The sequence below is a fragment of the Rhodothermales bacterium genome (genome assembly GCA_013002345.1).
Lineage (GTDB): Bacteria > Bacteroidota > Rhodothermia > Rhodothermales > JABDKH01 > JABDKH01.
In genome coordinates this window covers 1-16,029 of sequence record JABDKH010000030.1, presented here as the reverse complement: position 1 = coordinate 16,029, position 16,029 = coordinate 1, and the positions used below count along the sequence as shown (strand labels likewise).

The following is a 16,029-nucleotide window of genomic DNA, read 5'->3' as shown; positions in this document are numbered from 1 at the left end:
CGGTATGCACTACCGGCGGTGCCTTTCTCCGGCATCGTGAACAAGACCCGTTTCAGGACGACGAATGACCGACGTCAAGACTTCCGAGCAGATTCGGCAGGAGTTTCTCGACTTCTTTCGCGAGAAAGATCACGAGATTGTGGCCAGCGATTCGCTGGTGCCCCACAACGATCCGACGCTGCTGTTCACGAACGCGGGAATGAATCAATTCAAGGATGTTTTTCTCGGTGCGGGAGAGCGTCCGTACGTGCGGGCGGCCGATACGCAGAAGTGCCTGCGCGTTTCAGGCAAGCACAACGATCTGGAGGAAGTGGGAGTCGACACGTACCACCACACGTTCTTCGAGATGCTGGGCAACTGGAGCTTCGGAGATTACTTCAAGAAGGAGGTGATCGCCTGGGCCTGGGAGTTGCTCGTCGATCGCTGGGGACTGGATCCTGCGCGGCTGTATGTGACCGTTCATGAAGGAGATAGTGATCTTGATCTGGGACCCGACGATGAAGCGGCCGGCTTCTGGAAATCGGAAACGGGAATCGATCCCGAGCACATCCTGTACTGTCCGACAAAGGACAATTTTTGGATGATGGGTGATACGGGGCCCTGCGGTCCGTGCTCGGAAGTCCATATCGACCTGCGCTCCGATGCCGATCGAAAGAAGCTTTCGGGAGCGTCGCTCGTGAACGCCGACGATCCCCGGGTTATGGAGATCTGGAATCTGGTCTTCATTCAATACGATGCTCAGATTGACGGTTCGCTGCAGCCACTTCCGGCGCAGCACGTCGATACGGGCATGGGCTTTGAACGAGTCGTCGCCGTGTTGCAGGCGAAGAACAGCAACTACGACACCGACCTGTTTGAGACGCTCCTTGAAAAGATCGCCCGGCTGTCACCGCTCGAAGGGCTCGAGTCGTACGACCGGATCAAGGGGTCTGCAGACGAAGTTGAGCGGATTCGCGTGGCGATGCGCGTCGTATCTGATCACGTCCGGACGATAACGTTTGCCGTGTCCGACGGAGTGTCGCCCGGCAACGTGGGTCGGGGCTACGTGATCCGACGGATCCTGCGCCGCGCGGTTCGGTTCGGCTACCAGACGCTCGAGCTGCGTAAGCCATTCCTGTATTTGCTGGTAGACGCCCTCGTCGACAAGATGTCGGGTCCGTTTCCGGACATCGACCGCAACCGGGATTACATCGAGCGCATCGTACGAGCGGAGGAGGAGAGTTTCCTCGAGACGCTCGGCACCGGACTCTCGTTCTTCGATCAGATTATTCCCTATGTCAGGTCGATCGAACAGGGTGCCGACGCGAAGGAGGTTCAGAAATCGATGGCATCCGATCGGCAGACGATGGATCTGCTGACGAAGGCCTATGTCGACGTCGAGGATGCATCTGAGATCCCCGGGTTGTTTGCGGACACTGCTGCCCACGGCAACCTTCCGGGCCAGGTCGCCTTTTTGCTGCATGACACGTATGGCTTCCCCGTTGATCTCACGCGGCTCATGGCTCGCGAGACAGGACTCGGTATCGACATGGATTCCTATACCGACCTGATGCAGCAGCAGAAGGATCGGGCGCGTGCCGCCGCCACGTTCGTCGTGTCCGACGTTTCGGACGGAGACTGGAGGACGATCTCCGAAGGCGCACACTCAGAATTCGTAGGGTACGATGAGGAGGACATCGCGGACGCGGTGATAAGGCGGGTACGCACGGTCGAGAGTAAAGACGGCCAACTCGTGTCTCAGTTGATTCTGGATCGAACACCGTTCTATTCAGAGAGCGGCGGGCAGATTGGAGATACGGGAATACTTCTCGTTGGAGATGAGCAGGTTCGAGTGCTCGACACACGGCGGGCCAACGGAGACGTCATTCATTTTGTCGACCGGCTGCCCGATGAGCTGGACGGACCTGTACGAGCCAGCATTGAGGCGCCGCGCCGAATGCGCATCAAGAAACATCATACCGCCACTCATCTGCTGCACGCGGCTCTGCGTGAGGTACTGGGTCCGCATGTCGCGCAGAAGGGTTCTCTCGTTGCCCCGGATCATCTCAGGTTTGACTTCAGCCACTACGAGCGAGTTACGCCTGAGCAGCTGGACACCGTGGCACGCATCGTGAACGAGAAGGTCCAGGAGAACGTCGCGAAGATGGAAGAACAGTCTGTTCCGATCGATGAGGCTCTCGAGCGAGGAGCGATGGCGCTGTTCGGCGAGAAGTACGGAGATCGCGTGCGGGTTATCACGTTTGATCCTTCCTACTCCGTTGAACTGTGTGGCGGCACGCACGTCGACGCGACGGGTGAGATCGGTGTGTTCGCTTTTCGGCACGAGGGATCCATTGCGGCTGGCGTCCGTCGGGTCGAAGCCATCGCGGGCCTGGACGCTCTGGCCTTCATGCAGAGTCGAATCGATGAGCTGGATCGCGTTCGAGGTCACTTCAAGACGCTTCAGCGGCCAACGGACGAGGAGGTAGCCGATCTTCTTGAGCGCAACAAGTCGCTGTCGAAAGAAATGGGTAAGCTCAAGAGTTCGAGTCTTGGCGGAATCGTCGACGAGGCGCTTAAAAATGCGATCGACGTGTCGGGAATACGTGTTGCCGTCGCGAATGTCGGTGAGGCGGATATGGAATCGCTTCGGTCAACCGGTCAACAGCTGCGGGACCGGGCCGCCTCGGGTACGGTCGGCGTGCTGGGTGCGGTCGACGCGTCTGGTGAAAAGGCTTTGATCGTCGCGGTTGTGACCGATGATGTAATCGCGGGGTCGTCGATCAAGGCCGGCGACGTGGTTTCACACCTGGCCAGAATTGTGGGCGGCGGTGGCGGCGGCAGACCGGAAATGGCTACGGCCGGTGGGAAGAATCCCGATCGGCTCGCCGAAGCGCTCGCAGAAGCCCAGAAGTGGGTCGCATCCCGAACGGGTGCGTGAATATGATTGGACCAGGCGTAGCGGTTGAATATTTAGGAGGCGGCGGCTAGCTTGAGCCCGCGCCGACAAGGGCTCCCCACAGCTCACACAGGGCCCGAATCAATCACCTGACATCGGATACGAGTGCTCCACACGGTATACGACAAACTGCTCGCCACCAGCGCCACCAAGGGCGCCGGCTTTATTGTTCTCGTCGATCCCGATCGCATCGCTGAGGACAAGGTGCCTTCGCTTGTTGCGATGTGTGAAAAGGCGGACGTAGACGCCTTTTTTGTAGGATCCAGCATACTTGCCCACCCGAATTTCCATCGATTCGTCACGATTCTGAAGGAAGCGAGTTCGTTGCCGGTCATCGGCTTTCCCGGTTCCGTCGGCCAGCTTTCTCCAGCCCTTGATGCGGTGCTTTTTCTTTCCGTCGTCAGCAGTCGCAACCCGGAGTATCTGTTCGGCCAGCACGTACATGCGGCGCCGGTCATCCGATCGATGGGTGTGGAGCCCATTGCGACGGGCTATATGCTTGTGGACGGCGGGAAGACCACGACGGCTCAGTACGTGACGCATTCGATGCCGCTGCCTTGCGACAAGCCCGATGTTGCCGCCGCCACGGCACTCGCGGCCGAAATGATGGGAATGCGACTTCTGTTTGCCGACGGAGGCTCCGGAGCAGCGGGCAGCGTGTCCGAACCGATTGTGAGCGCCATCTCAGAGGTCTGTTCGGTTCCGCTCGCCGTGGGTGGTGGCCTTCGATCGCCAAACGAGGTTGCTCGGAAGGTGCAGGCGGGCGCCCGGTTTGTCGTCGTGGGAACAGCCGTCGAAGCACGACCAGACGGCGGTTTCATCTCGGAGCTCGCTGCGGCGGCGCACATTGCCGTACCACGTCCGATCTGACGCGATCCTAGACGGCCGAAGCCCACCCGGGTCGGGCTCGCTGAACCAACTCCACACTCAACCCCCACAGTCGCTCTGCCTGGTCTGAATCTAGAGCATGTGGTTCCATGGGCCTTTCGACGCAGTCAACAAAATACTTTCCGGTGACATGGCTCACGTCTGCCGAGGTGGCCAGGTAGACCGAGGTGGCAGCACCTTCCTCTACGCCCGAGCCCTTCATGCTGAACCCCGCTCGCAGCAACTTAGTCGCGATGACGCCGGGGTGCAGCGCATTGGCCGTGATGTCATCGGCCGCCAGCCGGTCCGCAAGCGACTGCGTAAACAGAACGTTCGCGAGCTTGGACTGAGCATAGGCCTCGTAGCCACCGTACCGCGCGGCACTGTTGATATCATCGAAGTTGATGGTTCCACTTCGGTGAGCTACGGAAGAGACATTGACGATGCGCGAGGGCCTGCTATTCCTCAGCAGTTCCAGGAGTTCATGTGTTAGCAAGAAGTGAGACAGGTGATTAACGGCGAATGTCAGCTCGACGCCGTCTGGGCTGACCTCCCGGTCATTCAGGAATACGCCTGCATTGTTGATCAGGACGTCAAGCGAGCGAACCTCCCGTTTGATCTCAGCACTCATCGCGAACACCGCGTCCACCGTCGACAGATCCGCAGAAACGGTGATGTGGTCATCCCGGTCGCCGGCGGCCCGGACGTGACGATGTGCGTCGGTCAGACGCGCGGGAGTCCGGCCGTGGAGAATCATGCGATGTCCAAGGCGAGAGAGTTCTACTGCGGTGGCGAGTCCGATACCGTCGGTAGCGCCAGTCACCAGGATCGTCTTGCTTGTCATTTAGTTGCGTGGTGTTTGCTATTCGGGAGATTTTAAACGGGGCTTCTTGCAGTGCAGACTGACAGCCATGTACCTTTCGAACCGAAACGGGACATCCGCGTTCGTAGCGCGGGGCAGGCATAGACGCACGGTTACATCGTGTGCGCTCATACGGAGGGGTGCCGGAGTGGTCGAACGGGGCGGTCTCGAAAACCGTAGTACCCCTCGCGGGTACCGTGGGTTCGAATCCCACCCCCTCCGCCGGGCTCCCGGTTGCATTGATCGGGAGCCCGAAGTGCCTGCCGCTCGCAGCCCGGCCGTGCGACTGCGAACCTCGCATGGTCGTTTCCGTTCTATTCCCAGAGTCATTCCGGTTCAAGCATTCCGTTTCTACTCCCACCTGTGAGTGCTGTGAAGATATCCGATATCCGAATCGCACCTCGTTTTGTCGTTGCTCTGGGTTTGCTGCTGGTCGCGGTTGAACCGGGCTTCGGGCAGATCTATCCGATAGAGGTCCGTCCACCCGCGCTGTCGTACCGCGTGGCGCAGACCGATCACTTCGACTTGATCTACCAGAGCGGATACGAGGCGGAGGCGGCAGAGGTCGGTGCGGTCCTCGAACATTCCTATCTGGAAGCGAACGCGCTCACTGGTACGCGGCGAAGGTTACGCGTTCCGGTGGTGCTGGACGCCTACAACGATCGATCGAACGGGTTTGTGACGCCGTTTCCTTTTCGCATGGAATTGGAGATTCCGCCCCTTCGGGGGAATGGTCTTTCGCCGCGGCATCCGTCGTGGCTGAACACGGTGGCCCGTCACGAACTCGTTCACGCCGCGCACGCAGAATCTGGCTCCGGGTTCGGTCTCGTTGGCCTGGTTCGACTGCTGTCGCCCGACATGGCGCGGTCGCTAAACCTCATGGTCCCGGCCGGGATTGCTGAGGGTGTGGCGGTTCATCTCGAATCGCAGGGTGAGCATCGGCCAGGCCGAATGAACCACTCTTTTTTCACGATGGAATTCAGAGCGGCAATCGCAGCCGATCGGCCGTGGTCCCTTGCGCAGATGCTGGAGCGCCCCCGGTACAGTTTGCCTGGAGATCGGTTCTATCACGGAGGATCGTATCTGTATCGTTACCTCCACGAGCGGGACGAGGGCGAGACTTTTCGGCGGGCGCAACGCCTCCACTACGTCATGCCGCTTTTCGGTTACGGCGTGAGTCTCTGGTATGGCGCCAGGAGGCCGCCGTGGATCGTAGGTCGCGACTTTCGACTGGCAGCGCGTCAGGCTGAGCTCGAGCGGCAGGTTCGACTCGGACAGATCACCGAGGCGCGCGTTGTGGCGGGAGGGCGTGGCAACGTGCACAGACGTCCCCAGTGGCTTTCCGATACCCAGGTGGTGGCCTACGCGACTGGCTACTACTCGCGCCCCGGCTTCTATCGGTTTGACGTGAAGACCGGGAGCAGACATCGGATTTCGGCAGAGCGAATTACAGAGGATGCGTTCTTCTCGTTGTCCGCGGATCGGAGCCATCTGACCTTCTCCCGATATCATGTAGACGCTGTAATTCCCGGCCGTCGTATCGCCGAGGCGCACCGACTTGACGTGAGCACGGGCGTGGCAGATCGGCTCACGAGTGAGGGGCACGTCTTCTCGGTTGCGGCGAATCGTCATGAGGAGGCGTGGGGCGTCGTTACATCCGGCCAGTACTCACGACTTGCGACTATCGACGCGGACCTGACTCTGCCGGCCGTGCCACTGTGGTCACGAAGCGTCGTCAAGACGATGGCGTGGAGTCCGACGGGCGACACGCTTGCCGCGCTCGTCAACCGCGACGGGTATCAGGGCGTGCAGTTGATTTACCGGAAGGGTAGCGACTTCGTCGTCGAGCCCCTGATACTGTCCGGCGAATTCTCGGTCCTCGATCTAAGCTGGTTTCCCGATGGGAGGCGGCTGATGTTTTCGGCTGATACAGAAGATGTGCCCAACCTCTTCGTGTACGACCTCGAGGCGAACTCGGTCAGCCGAATCACGAACGCACAGTATGGCGCGTTCGAGGGATCGGTGTCACCGGATGGTTCTCGGGTCGCGTTTGTGGAGTACCAGCATGAGGCGTGGAGGCTTGCGGTTGCGGGGCTCGGCGAGCTCGAGTGGCGGCCCGTACCGTCTGACAAGTTTTCGGCCGTCGAACTCTTTGAAGATCCGCCCGCCGCGGCATCGATTACTCCGGAAACAGTTGATGCGTTGCCTTCGACCACATACAAGGCGTTCAGATACCTGTCGCCCAGAGGATTCCTGCCGGTTTTTGACTACGACCTGACGCCACGGAATGCAGGGGATATTGATCTCGGGATCGGTATTGGCGCGGCCGTAACGGGTGCCGATCCACTTCAGCGGTGGTCCTATGTGGGCGGTGCGTACTACCAGGCGAACGATTTTTGGGGACAGTTCAGCGTGGCGAGTGGCCGAAGCATTCTTCGGCCCACGGTGTCCGTGTTTCGAACGCCATCAACGCGTCTGGCTCAGACAGAAACAGGAATCCGCCGAGTCGGCTGGGAGGAGCAGGGAGCGCGAATGGCCCTGACGCTGCCGGTCACTCTGGCATCTAATGTCTATCGGTCCACGTTACTGTTCAGTCTGAGCGGGGAGCTATCGAGGGCACGGTTCTTCGACACGGGCGGGGCTGCGCTCACGCCGTTCTCTCGTCGTGCAAGTCTTACGCCAACGCTGCTGCTGGGACTGGGTCTGCACGCGACGGGTCGAGACCTTCGGTTCAGTCGAGGAGTCAGCCTGGGCGCGACATCGACCATCGACGCATGGAGTGATGCAGACAGGCGGCAGGCCATGCTTGCCGAAGTCCGCGTCTTCACAAGATCGATCCCGAGCACGGGAGGCTCCATCAGTCTGATCGGCGGACTGCTCTGGCAGAACAGACCCTCGGTGTACAACCTCGACTTCTTTCTGCCACGCGGATTGGAGGACACGTACCTCTCTAGCGGTTCTTATCTCAAGTTTGGCGCAGACGTGATTCAGCCGCTGCTGTACGTCGACAATGGGCTAATCATCCTTCCGGTCTTCCTGAAAGCGATCTACGCGTATGGATTCGCGGAGTCCGTCAAGTCGACATCGAGCCTGTCTTTCGATTTCGATTCCGTGGGTGGTGGAATCGGGTTTCAACTTCGGGTGCTGCACGCATTCAGTCTTGAGATGCGCTTTGGAGCGGCCTATCGACCGGACAGCGGGGAATTCGACGCTGTGTTCAGATAGGCGGACCGCTCTGGCAGGTCCATGAAATGGATAGCAAGCCGGACGCGGCGACCCCGAGGCGGGAAGTTTGTGGTTCGTAGATGAATTCGAGTTTGCGACGAACCTCTGTCTTCAGTCGGGGTTCAATTCAGCGATAGGAAGGGTAGAGACCGAGAACAACAATCAGATCTCTGAATATGGAGCGACGGGTGTGCAAAGCGTGCGGATCTGACGCGATGGTCCCGATGGACGTCGTGGTTGAGGCCGACGAGTACGAAGACCTGATCAGTGACGACGACACGGAGTCTCGATTCTTCACGTGTCATGTCTGCGGAGACAACTGGCTGAGTCTGAAAGAACAGCCATCGGGTGGAGAGTGCCAGATCGTCTTTATTCACCAGATGGGGATGGACCCGGTTCTGAAGCGTGTGGCCCATATGGAGACGCACATTGTATTGAATGATGGAACTGTCGGGCACTGGGACTACTTCCTGAACGACGATCCAGTCGATGCCGATATCTGGCACGCGAAGCTTCGCGATCGCCGCAAACTGCTGAAGTCGATCTGCACGAACTAGTGCGGCCTAGCGACGGCTTTCCGGTCACGGCGGCCTGGCCCCGCGAACAGACATAAGCTGTCAGCGGAATCTGACTCTCATCTCACCTCCAATAGTCGAGATTCTGTCGCCGGGCGTTTCATCGAGTCCACTGCCCGCAGAGTCGCGCCCAGGCCATCGCGTACGCGAGTATTTCAGGCGGATGTCTATCCGATGATCGGGACTCAAGCGAATCACCAGCATCCAGCGCTCGCCGTTCCCTGAGAAGGACGGAATAGTCGACCCGTAACTCAGGCCAGGTTCGTACGCGTACACCCTGGCGTCTCCCGTGTCCGAGTCAAAGAGGGCGAATCTCCCGACGACATCCAGCCATTCGCCAATCCGGGAATGGATGTCGACGGCGAGCAGGTGTCCCTCGGACGACCCGGTCGGTCCGCTATTCGCGATCGTGGAGGCATAGCGCAAGTTCATGCGACTGAAACGGCGGATGGGTATTTCCGCGAGTATCGAGTAGCGATACGAACGTGACTGAACGGTGGTCAAGACGGGTGGACCGAACGAATCCGTGGTCGTGGTCGCGACGCTTCGCTCCTTCACGCTCGCCTGTAGTCGGATGTGGTTGCTGCCCAGTCGGGTTTCGATCGCGATGCTGGAATGGTGACCGTACGTTGGGGTCAGGACGCCGAATCGCAGCCAGCCAGACCAGTGCACGTCATGCGACGCCCTGAAGCGGATCCCTCTTGGCAGGCGGTGCCGTATACCGATCGTAATACCGGATTCGTTGCCGAGCGGTCCACCGCCGCTTCGAGGCACGGAGCCGAGCAAACTGGAACCGGATTGTGACAGGCGACGGAGGTAAACCCAGATCGACGAGAGGGAGTGCACCGGCAGGACGGCGCCGACTACGAGTCCTGCTTGGCGTCCATCGACCAGTGCCAGTTCGGTGTGTGCCTCGATCCGGCGAGCCTTCATCGACAGATACAGGGCGGTGCCCCACTGTGTCTGCCCGGAAAACGAGAAGGCCTGATCCGGCCGGATACCCTGGAGTACCGAGCCGCCGTATCTCAACGCATACGCCGCCACGCCGCCTTCGATCGAACGCGTTCCAAGATTGACGTACCCGCCGACTATGTCGATGTACAGTTGCCCTCGACGGGCCATCTCCGTCTCCGTGCGGTGCAGGCCGGAGCCTGTCGCCAGTCGATAGGCCGTGACCGGAGCGTCATCATGGCTCGTCGTATCGCGCGTGGCGTCCACGTTTCGTCGAGACGCAAAAAGCGACGCTGCCCACGGTCTGCCTGCGCCGAGCAGAACGGCGGCGCCTCGATAGAAGCTCGCCTCGTTGAACCCTCGGTAGGGTCGTGTGCCCATCGATCGCGGTCGTAGCGGACGGGAGGCGATGCCGAAGGAAGGCCGTCCAAGCAACAGGCCCCAGCCCCAATGGGCGACGAAATCGCCGAGAATCAGGGATTCCAGAATGCCCACATTCGATACATCGAGTGTCGCAGTCACAAAATCCACAAAGGTGTGTTTATCGCGGAGTCGAATCGACAGTTGTTCCCCGGCATCCTTCTCGGCTCCAAAACGCATGGCTACATGTTGACCGATTGATAGGTGCGCGTGAAGGAGCGCCCGAACCGGCGATCCCGCGTAGGTCGTCCTGGTCGTATCGCTTCGATCGTAACCGCGACCCGTATTTACGCGTCGGGTTAGCAATTGAATGAACTCGAATCGCGTCTTGCCTGTTGGTGTGCGAGTCACCCGACCCGCGCTCAGCCCGGATTCCTCCAGAGCGCCCGCCAGGGCATCGGCCTCCTCCGGCGACTCAACTCCTTGTATCGCATCCTCAAGGCCCGGGATCTGTGTTGAGTCTTCAGCTTGCGCTCGGGCAACAGCCAGCGAGCAGTGAAGGCCAATGATCACGATGATAGCTATTCGCATTCGATGTCGTGCCGTTCTCAGCGGCCGATCGCAAATCCGACGGAACGCGACCACCCGAGCTGTTGATGCCGACGGCTTGCGACCCCCGCTTCGACAATACCATGTCTCACACCAATCCCGAAGCTTACTGCTGAGGGTCCCGTCGCAATCGCCGCGCGGAGTACCAGCGGACCAAGCAAGACGTACTCACACGCAAGATGCGCCGATGGATTGAATCCGGCATCCTTGCTGATTACGGCGTTCACGGCAAGATCGTCCGATATCAACAGGCGTGACCCGAACTCGATTCGCCGGATGGCGTCCGCCGCGTCGTCCCGGCTTCGCATCAGGTTGTGGATAGCCATTCCCACAGTCGCAGTGGGAGAGAGTCTGATCCGGAGTCCCAGTGCAGCCCTGGCATACCCTGCGGATCCGAAATCTCGAATAACCAGGCGGGTGTACGAGATACGGGCACCTACGGTGAGCGACTGAAAGAATGTCACTGGCGTTACGACGACGTGCATGGTCTGTCGCCTGAATTGCTCGAAGCCGAATGATTCGACGACGGCTGCCGCCGAACCGATTTTCGTCGCGAGCGCCAGAGCCGCCGACACATGATCCAGTTCGCTCAGTCCAAACGAGCGACTGGAAGAGAGCGCCAGTCCTACACCTTGCGTTGTGGCGGGTGATGCGGGATTACCCAGTGCATGGCGATCTACCGAGACGGCTGTCGCTGCTCCTCCGAGGCCTGCGACACGCGGGCCCGCCGCCAGGGGCTGCCCGAGCGCGGACGACAGCGCAAGGGCGAGAACGGGTAGAGTGAATACTGTTCGCCTTGCGGTCACGAGTGCGGGGCCCGATACTGTTCGTTGCGGGATTCTACGGAGGCGCCCTGCCGCGTACGAAACACCCATTTGCGGAACGATGGTGCAGTCCAGAAACCGGCTTACGGGTCGGCTGTAATACAGGAGGTCGTAGCCGGATTCACTGCCTTCGGCCCGGCAGGCATTCCGACATATATCCGCATTTGCCAGCTCGACATGAAGCGAATCATTGCCATCCTGTGGCTTGCTACAATCACTCTTCCTGCAATTAGTTACGGGCAGGAGTTAAACTGTGGTGTGACTGTAGATTATAGGGCGCTGAGCGGGTCGGACTACACCTATCTCGACGAGTTTCGCGAGGCGGTTCGCGAGTACCTGGGGCTGCAGCAGTGGACCGACGACACCTTCGAGGAAGTCGAACGAATTGACTGCACGGTCCAGATCACGTTCATGGAAGCGCTCTCCCTGACACGCTTCCGCACGAAGCTCGTTATCGCGAGCCGACGACCGATCTACGGGACTGCTCAGAGTTCCATCATCCTGCAGATCAACGACGATAACTGGGCATTCGATTACCCGCAGGGCACACCGCTCATTTCGGATCCTGACAGGTACGACGAACTCACATCCGTGCTCGATTTCTACGCCTACATCGTGTTGGGGTACGACTACGATACGTTTTCAGAATATGGCGGGAGCGAGCTGTTTGAGCGGGCCCGGCGCATTGCGGATATTGCGAAGTCGACCGGTGGCGCGGGCTGGCAGGAGCTGAGCGGAGACCGAAGCAGGTCGCAGCTTGTCCGAGAGCTGTTGGATCCGAGATACCGTCCGCTCCGAAAGATCTATTTCGAGTACCATTTCGATGGACTCGACCACTTCGTCCAGGAGACGGAGGTAGCGCGCAACTCGGTGCTCGCGTCGCTGGAGGCGCTGAAGCCGATGGTAGACGTGAATGCGCGCTCGTATGTCGTGGATCTGTTTTTCTCGGCCAAGTATCGGGAGTTGGCGAGCATCTTCGAGAAGTCGACGCTGGCTCCCCAGGCCTTCGACGTGCTGAGCGAGATGGATCCGGCGCACCTCACTGACTACAATGCCATGATTCAGTAGGTCGTCACACTGTCGATGACGACAGTGCAGCCGGGTCACGCTTTTTGCGACCGAGTCTGCAACCTCACCGGACCACGCTGGCAGGGCCGGCTAACGGTCTAGTGAGCAGGTGCAGGTATCGCGCACTGATTTCGGCTGCGCATCGTCGTCGCGCCACGGTCTGTCAACGTCTCCGCGGTCTCGGAAAGGCAGCTAGCGCAACAATTCCTCCAGTTCGACAGACGAGTCCGTGCGTGTGTCTCTGTACTTGACAATCACCGGAGTGTAAGTGGAAATGCCGTGCTCCCGGGCGAACGCGCTCCGTGAGCTGCGGCTTCCAGGGACCAGAACCGCACCCTCAGGGACCTCGAGGACTTCGTCCCGTTCGATAATCCGTTCACGACGAAGGTCATAGATGCGCATCGAGCTCGTAAGCTGAACGCCCGGGGCCAGCACGGCGCCGTGTCTAATGATGCAGCCCTCGTACACTCCGCATCCGCCACCGATGAACACCTCGTCCTCGATGATAACCGGGAGAGCCTGCGGGGGCTCCAGCACGCCGCCGATCTGCGCGCCTGCGGACAGGTGCACGCCGCGGCCAATCTGCGCGCAGCTACCGACGAGCGCATGAGAATCAATCATGGTCCCCTCATCGATGTAGGCACCGATGTTGATGTACATCGGCGGCATGCATACGACACCAGGCGCGACGTACGATCCCGCACGGATCGCCGATCCGCCGGGCACAAGCCGGATCTCGTCTCCGACTTCCATCTGGCGTAGCGGGAATGTGTCGTTGTCGAAGAAGTGGAATCGACCTTCGGAGTAGTCCTCGAGTTCGCCGAGACGGAACCCCAGCAGGATGCCCTTCTTGACCCAGTCGTTGCTGTGCCAGACACCCGCGTCGTCGCGCGTCGCGGCCCGGATGTTGCCGTGCTCGAGTTCGCGTCGAAAAGACTCGAACACTTCGAGGCCTCGCTCGCGTCTCAGCTCGTCGGGCGACTGGTCGAAGTACTCGTTGATGCGGTCTCTGATCTCGCGGATCATGCTCGATGGTCTCGAATGTTCTGATCACCAGAGTAATCTACAGGACCGCCGATTGGGAAGTGATGATTCGGGTGGATTGGCGATGCGCTTTTGCTGGCGACGGAGTGGAGTTCGCCTTACTGTTCCGGACGCGGTCACGTTGAAGGGTCGGATTCGATCTTCCCGGCCCGTGCCCGCCCTGGGATCTGGATCCGGAGTCGACGGTCAACAGGACTTGGCCGCTACATCCGTCCGTGCGACCGCCATCAGGGGAACGACATAGGCCCGGCTGCGGTGACTGTCGGGCCTATGCTTGCGAGAACGGCACTAGTGCATGCCTTGATCGGGCTGGTGCTCTGCCATCCCTGAGGCAACCAGCCCGACCCACTGGTCCGGCTTGAAGATGCCCTGGCCATACTGCGTGTCGTAGTCGGCAGTTGGCTTCGCCCCGACTATCTGTTCTACAGACATTCCCTGCTCGAGCATGGACTGGATGCGTGCATAAACCACCATCAACATCTCGCGATAGGCGACGAGGTCTTCACGTGATGCCACGCCACCGTGTCCTGGGATGATTCTGGTTTCTTCGTCGCAGAGTTCGAGGATGGCGTTCACCGCGTGGATAACACCGTGGATGTTGCCCCCGTTGCTAGCGTCGATGAATGGGTAGAATCCGTTGAAGACGATGTCGCCCGCGTGGATCACGTTCGCTTTCTGGAAATGAATGATCGCGTCGCCATCCGTGTGAGCGTGCTTCGCATGGAAGACCGTGATGACATCTCCGTTGTAATGCACAGTGATCGTGCCAGGGAACGTAACAACTGGCAATGCTTCGAGAGGCGCCGGCTCCATCTCCATACCAAATGCCGCGATAACCTGCTTCGTCGTCAGTCGATGGCGGGCGTTCTCGTGGGCGATGATCACGCTGCCGGCCTTGCCGAAACTCTCGTTACCTCCGACATGATCACCGTGGAAATGCGTGTTGACGAGGAACTCCACCGGCTTGTCGGTGAGCGCAGCAACGGCTGCCATGATCTTGTCTGTCAGTGGAGCGAACTGATCGTCGATCAGGAACGCACCGTCATCTCCGACGGACAGGCCGATGTTGCCGCCGGGACCGGTGAGCATGTAGATGCCATCCGCCACGGGAACGGTCGAGATCTCGGCGTCGGATAGGTCCTGCGCGATTACCGGGGTTGCAAGGATTGAGAGTGCCCAAAGGGAGATGATAGTTCTGTAATGCATCGTACGGGGTATTGGTTGGTTGGCGCCGGAAGATATGCGAAATGCGAGTGGTCGCAAAGAGACGCCGAAGGGACCCGTCACCGACACCCTTGGTAATCATCTGGACAAGGGGAGGCGCAAAGGTGTATCGATCACTTGACAACAACCAGGGTTCTGCTCACTCGATAGTTATCGACAACTGCGTCCAGGACATACACGCCGCTCGACCAGTTGCCGGTTTCGAGTCTGAACTCCTGGCGACCCGCCGGCATCATGGCATCGAATACCGAAGCTACCATTCGACCGAGCACATCGTAGACGGATGCCTTCACGAACGCAGGTCTGTTGATCAAGAAGCCTATGCTGACGTTGCCGGAGGTGGGAAGAGGATAGACAGTGAAGTCAGACACCGGCGAGGTGGCCGTATTTGTCTCGATCGTGTCGGTCGCCAGTGCCGCGGTCTTCATCCAGCGCGTGTTTCCCGAGGCAGCCTTGCCGCCGGCACGGGAAAAACTTCCTCCAACGACAAGAGCGCCATCCGGGTCACGTTATCGTTACCGGCCACTCCAGGTGATGTAGTTCGTCGCATGTCGATGATAAGCGCATGCGCAATTAGCACAAGACTTGCGGCTTGGCACCCTCCGTGGGGAAATCCCTGAAGGACAAAACCCCGACCTGCACGGTGAGTTGGGGCATTATCAAGAACCGAGTCGTCCACCAACCCAGGGGGCCACCTCCGCGTCGCCTCGACATCGGCGTAGTCGAGAGGTGAAGGGTCGGGTGAGGTTTCTTGATTTCCCGGGAGGTCGTGGTTAATGTCCGGCACCCAACCGGCGAGTATTTCAGTGGACGAACTCCCAATTCACTTCAGTTTTGTCGAAGGTATCGCAGTAGTAGCAGTCGATCGGCCGCCCGATTATTTGGTCATGCGTCTCTTGGACGCCGCGGTGGCAGAACTCGTCGAGCGGGAGCGACATCGCATCGTGCTGGACCTCCGGAATCCCGGCCTCTCGACGGAGCTTTTTGTGGGATGGGAGATGGCGTTGACTGAGGAGCTACGCGAGAACAGCATCGAACTCCACCTTACAGTGGTGACCGATGACTACAGGTTCGCGCATGACTGCGAGGTTGTGGGAATACCGACGTTTGTGTCAGTATCAGAAGCTGTTGCGAGTTTCTTCGATGACGACTAGCAACGGGCCGTAGGCACCGGTAAGGGTCATGACCGCCAGGCCTCGGGGTGGAGAAGCGCCAAGAACGTGTCCAGCGGCCTCGGACGAATGGCTCCGTTGAACTTCATCTCGCGAAGGACGTCCCGACTCCGTGCGATCGGCACTACAAAAAAAACGCCCACAGAACTACCAGTGATGTCAATTCCGAGGCGTTTCCTTCGATGTACGAGAGGGGGGACTCGAACCCCCACGGGTGTTACCCCACTAGATCCTAAATCTAGCGCGTCTACCAAATTCCGCCACTCTCGCAAGCGGCAGGCTGTTATCGCGCGCGCAGCCATTGGTTCCG

Annotated in this window: 12 protein-coding genes and 2 tRNA genes; 7 read left to right on the top strand and 7 right to left on the bottom strand. The window is 59.6% G+C overall.

Going from position 1 to position 16,029, the window contains the following annotated elements; all coding sequences use genetic code 11:
• Positions 1–64 precede the first annotated feature (64 nt).
• The gene (gene alaS, locus HKN37_01405) at positions 65–2,920 is read left to right on the top strand and encodes an alanine--tRNA ligase (GenBank protein NNE45294.1); all 2,856 of its coding nucleotides are present in this window, start codon (positions 65–67) and stop codon (positions 2,918–2,920) included.
• A 123-nt stretch (positions 2,921–3,043) separates the two neighbouring features.
• The gene (locus tag HKN37_01400; protein NNE45293.1) at positions 3,044–3,808 is read left to right on the top strand and encodes a geranylgeranylglyceryl phosphate synthase family protein; all 765 of its coding nucleotides are present in this window, start codon (positions 3,044–3,046) and stop codon (positions 3,806–3,808) included.
• A 7-nt stretch (positions 3,809–3,815) separates the two neighbouring features.
• On the opposite strand, the gene HKN37_01395 is transcribed toward HKN37_01400, so the two are convergent.
• Complete coding sequence (locus tag HKN37_01395) at positions 3,816–4,649, bottom strand: SDR family NAD(P)-dependent oxidoreductase (protein NNE45292.1); 834 nt, start codon at positions 4,647–4,649, stop codon at positions 3,816–3,818.
• Positions 4,650–4,801: 152 nt separating this feature from the next.
• Between HKN37_01395 and HKN37_01390 the strand changes: the two genes are divergently transcribed.
• The 3 genes from HKN37_01390 to HKN37_01380 all read left to right on the top strand — a co-directional run bounded on the left by HKN37_01390 (position 4,802) and on the right by HKN37_01380 (position 8,449).
• Positions 4,802–4,889 (top strand) — tRNA-Ser (locus tag HKN37_01390).
• A 150-nt stretch (positions 4,890–5,039) separates the two neighbouring features.
• Positions 5,040–7,892, top strand: a complete 2,853-nt coding sequence (locus HKN37_01385; protein NNE45291.1) for a hypothetical protein — start codon at positions 5,040–5,042, stop codon at positions 7,890–7,892.
• Positions 7,893–8,068: 176 nt separating this feature from the next.
• Positions 8,069–8,449 carry a hypothetical protein gene (locus tag HKN37_01380; protein NNE45290.1) on the top strand — a complete coding sequence of 127 codons (381 nt, stop codon included), beginning with the start codon at positions 8,069–8,071 and terminating at the stop codon, positions 8,447–8,449.
• 60 nt (positions 8,450–8,509) lie between these two features.
• On the opposite strand, the gene HKN37_01375 is transcribed toward HKN37_01380, so the two are convergent.
• Positions 8,510–10,369 (bottom strand): hypothetical protein, encoded by a 1,860-nt coding sequence (locus HKN37_01375; GenBank protein NNE45289.1) that lies wholly within the window; start codon positions 10,367–10,369, stop codon positions 8,510–8,512.
• Between the two features lie 17 nt (positions 10,370–10,386).
• Positions 10,387–11,262, bottom strand: a complete 876-nt coding sequence (locus HKN37_01370; protein NNE45288.1) for a hypothetical protein — start codon at positions 11,260–11,262, stop codon at positions 10,387–10,389.
• A 126-nt stretch (positions 11,263–11,388) separates the two neighbouring features.
• Between HKN37_01370 and HKN37_01365 the strand changes: the two genes are divergently transcribed.
• On the top strand, positions 11,389–12,279 hold the full coding sequence (locus tag HKN37_01365; protein NNE45287.1) for a DUF4835 family protein: 891 nt from the start codon (positions 11,389–11,391) through the stop codon (positions 12,277–12,279).
• A 192-nt stretch (positions 12,280–12,471) separates the two neighbouring features.
• Here the strand turns inward: HKN37_01365 and HKN37_01360 are convergent, their stop codons facing one another.
• The 3 genes from HKN37_01360 to HKN37_01350 form a co-directional block, all read right to left on the bottom strand.
• Entirely contained in the window at positions 12,472–13,305 is an 834-nt protein-coding gene (locus HKN37_01360; GenBank protein ID NNE45286.1) for a 2,3,4,5-tetrahydropyridine-2,6-dicarboxylate N-succinyltransferase, read from the bottom strand.
• Positions 13,306–13,611: 306 nt separating this feature from the next.
• Entirely contained in the window at positions 13,612–14,529 is a 918-nt protein-coding gene (locus tag HKN37_01355; GenBank protein ID NNE45285.1) for an MBL fold metallo-hydrolase, read from the bottom strand.
• A gap of 131 nt (positions 14,530–14,660) precedes the next feature.
• Positions 14,661–14,975, bottom strand: coding sequence for a T9SS type A sorting domain-containing protein (locus tag HKN37_01350; GenBank protein ID NNE45284.1), 315 nt, complete (start codon positions 14,973–14,975; stop codon positions 14,661–14,663).
• A 378-nt stretch (positions 14,976–15,353) separates the two neighbouring features.
• Here HKN37_01350 and HKN37_01345 point away from each other — a divergent pair, with 378 nt between their 5' ends.
• Entirely contained in the window at positions 15,354–15,701 is a 348-nt protein-coding gene (locus HKN37_01345) for a hypothetical protein (GenBank protein NNE45283.1), read from the top strand.
• Between the two features lie 203 nt (positions 15,702–15,904).
• Here the strand turns inward: HKN37_01345 and HKN37_01340 are convergent.
• Positions 15,905–15,989 (bottom strand) — tRNA-Leu (locus tag HKN37_01340).
• Between the last annotated feature and the right edge of the window lie 40 nt (positions 15,990–16,029).

Excerpts from the sequence above, each read along its gene's own strand:
- alaS (NNE45294.1), top strand. The coding sequence starts at position 65 with ATGACCGACGTCAAGACTTCCGAGCAGATTCGGCAGGAGTTTCTCGAC.
- HKN37_01395 (NNE45292.1), bottom strand. The coding sequence starts at position 4,649 with ATGACAAGCAAGACGATCCTGGTGACTGGCGCTACCGACGGTATCGGA.
- HKN37_01380 (NNE45290.1), top strand. The coding sequence starts at position 8,069 with ATGGAGCGACGGGTGTGCAAAGCGTGCGGATCTGACGCGATGGTCCCG.
- HKN37_01375 (NNE45289.1), bottom strand. The coding sequence starts at position 10,369 with ATGCGAATAGCTATCATCGTGATCATTGGCCTTCACTGCTCGCTGGCT.
- HKN37_01370 (NNE45288.1), bottom strand. The coding sequence starts at position 11,262 with ATGGGTGTTTCGTACGCGGCAGGGCGCCTCCGTAGAATCCCGCAACGA.
- HKN37_01365 (NNE45287.1), top strand. The coding sequence starts at position 11,389 with ATGAAGCGAATCATTGCCATCCTGTGGCTTGCTACAATCACTCTTCCT.
- HKN37_01360 (NNE45286.1), bottom strand. The coding sequence starts at position 13,305 with ATGATCCGCGAGATCAGAGACCGCATCAACGAGTACTTCGACCAGTCG.
- HKN37_01355 (NNE45285.1), bottom strand. The coding sequence starts at position 14,529 with ATGCATTACAGAACTATCATCTCCCTTTGGGCACTCTCAATCCTTGCA.
- HKN37_01350 (NNE45284.1), bottom strand. The coding sequence starts at position 14,975 with ATGAAGACCGCGGCACTGGCGACCGACACGATCGAGACAAATACGGCC.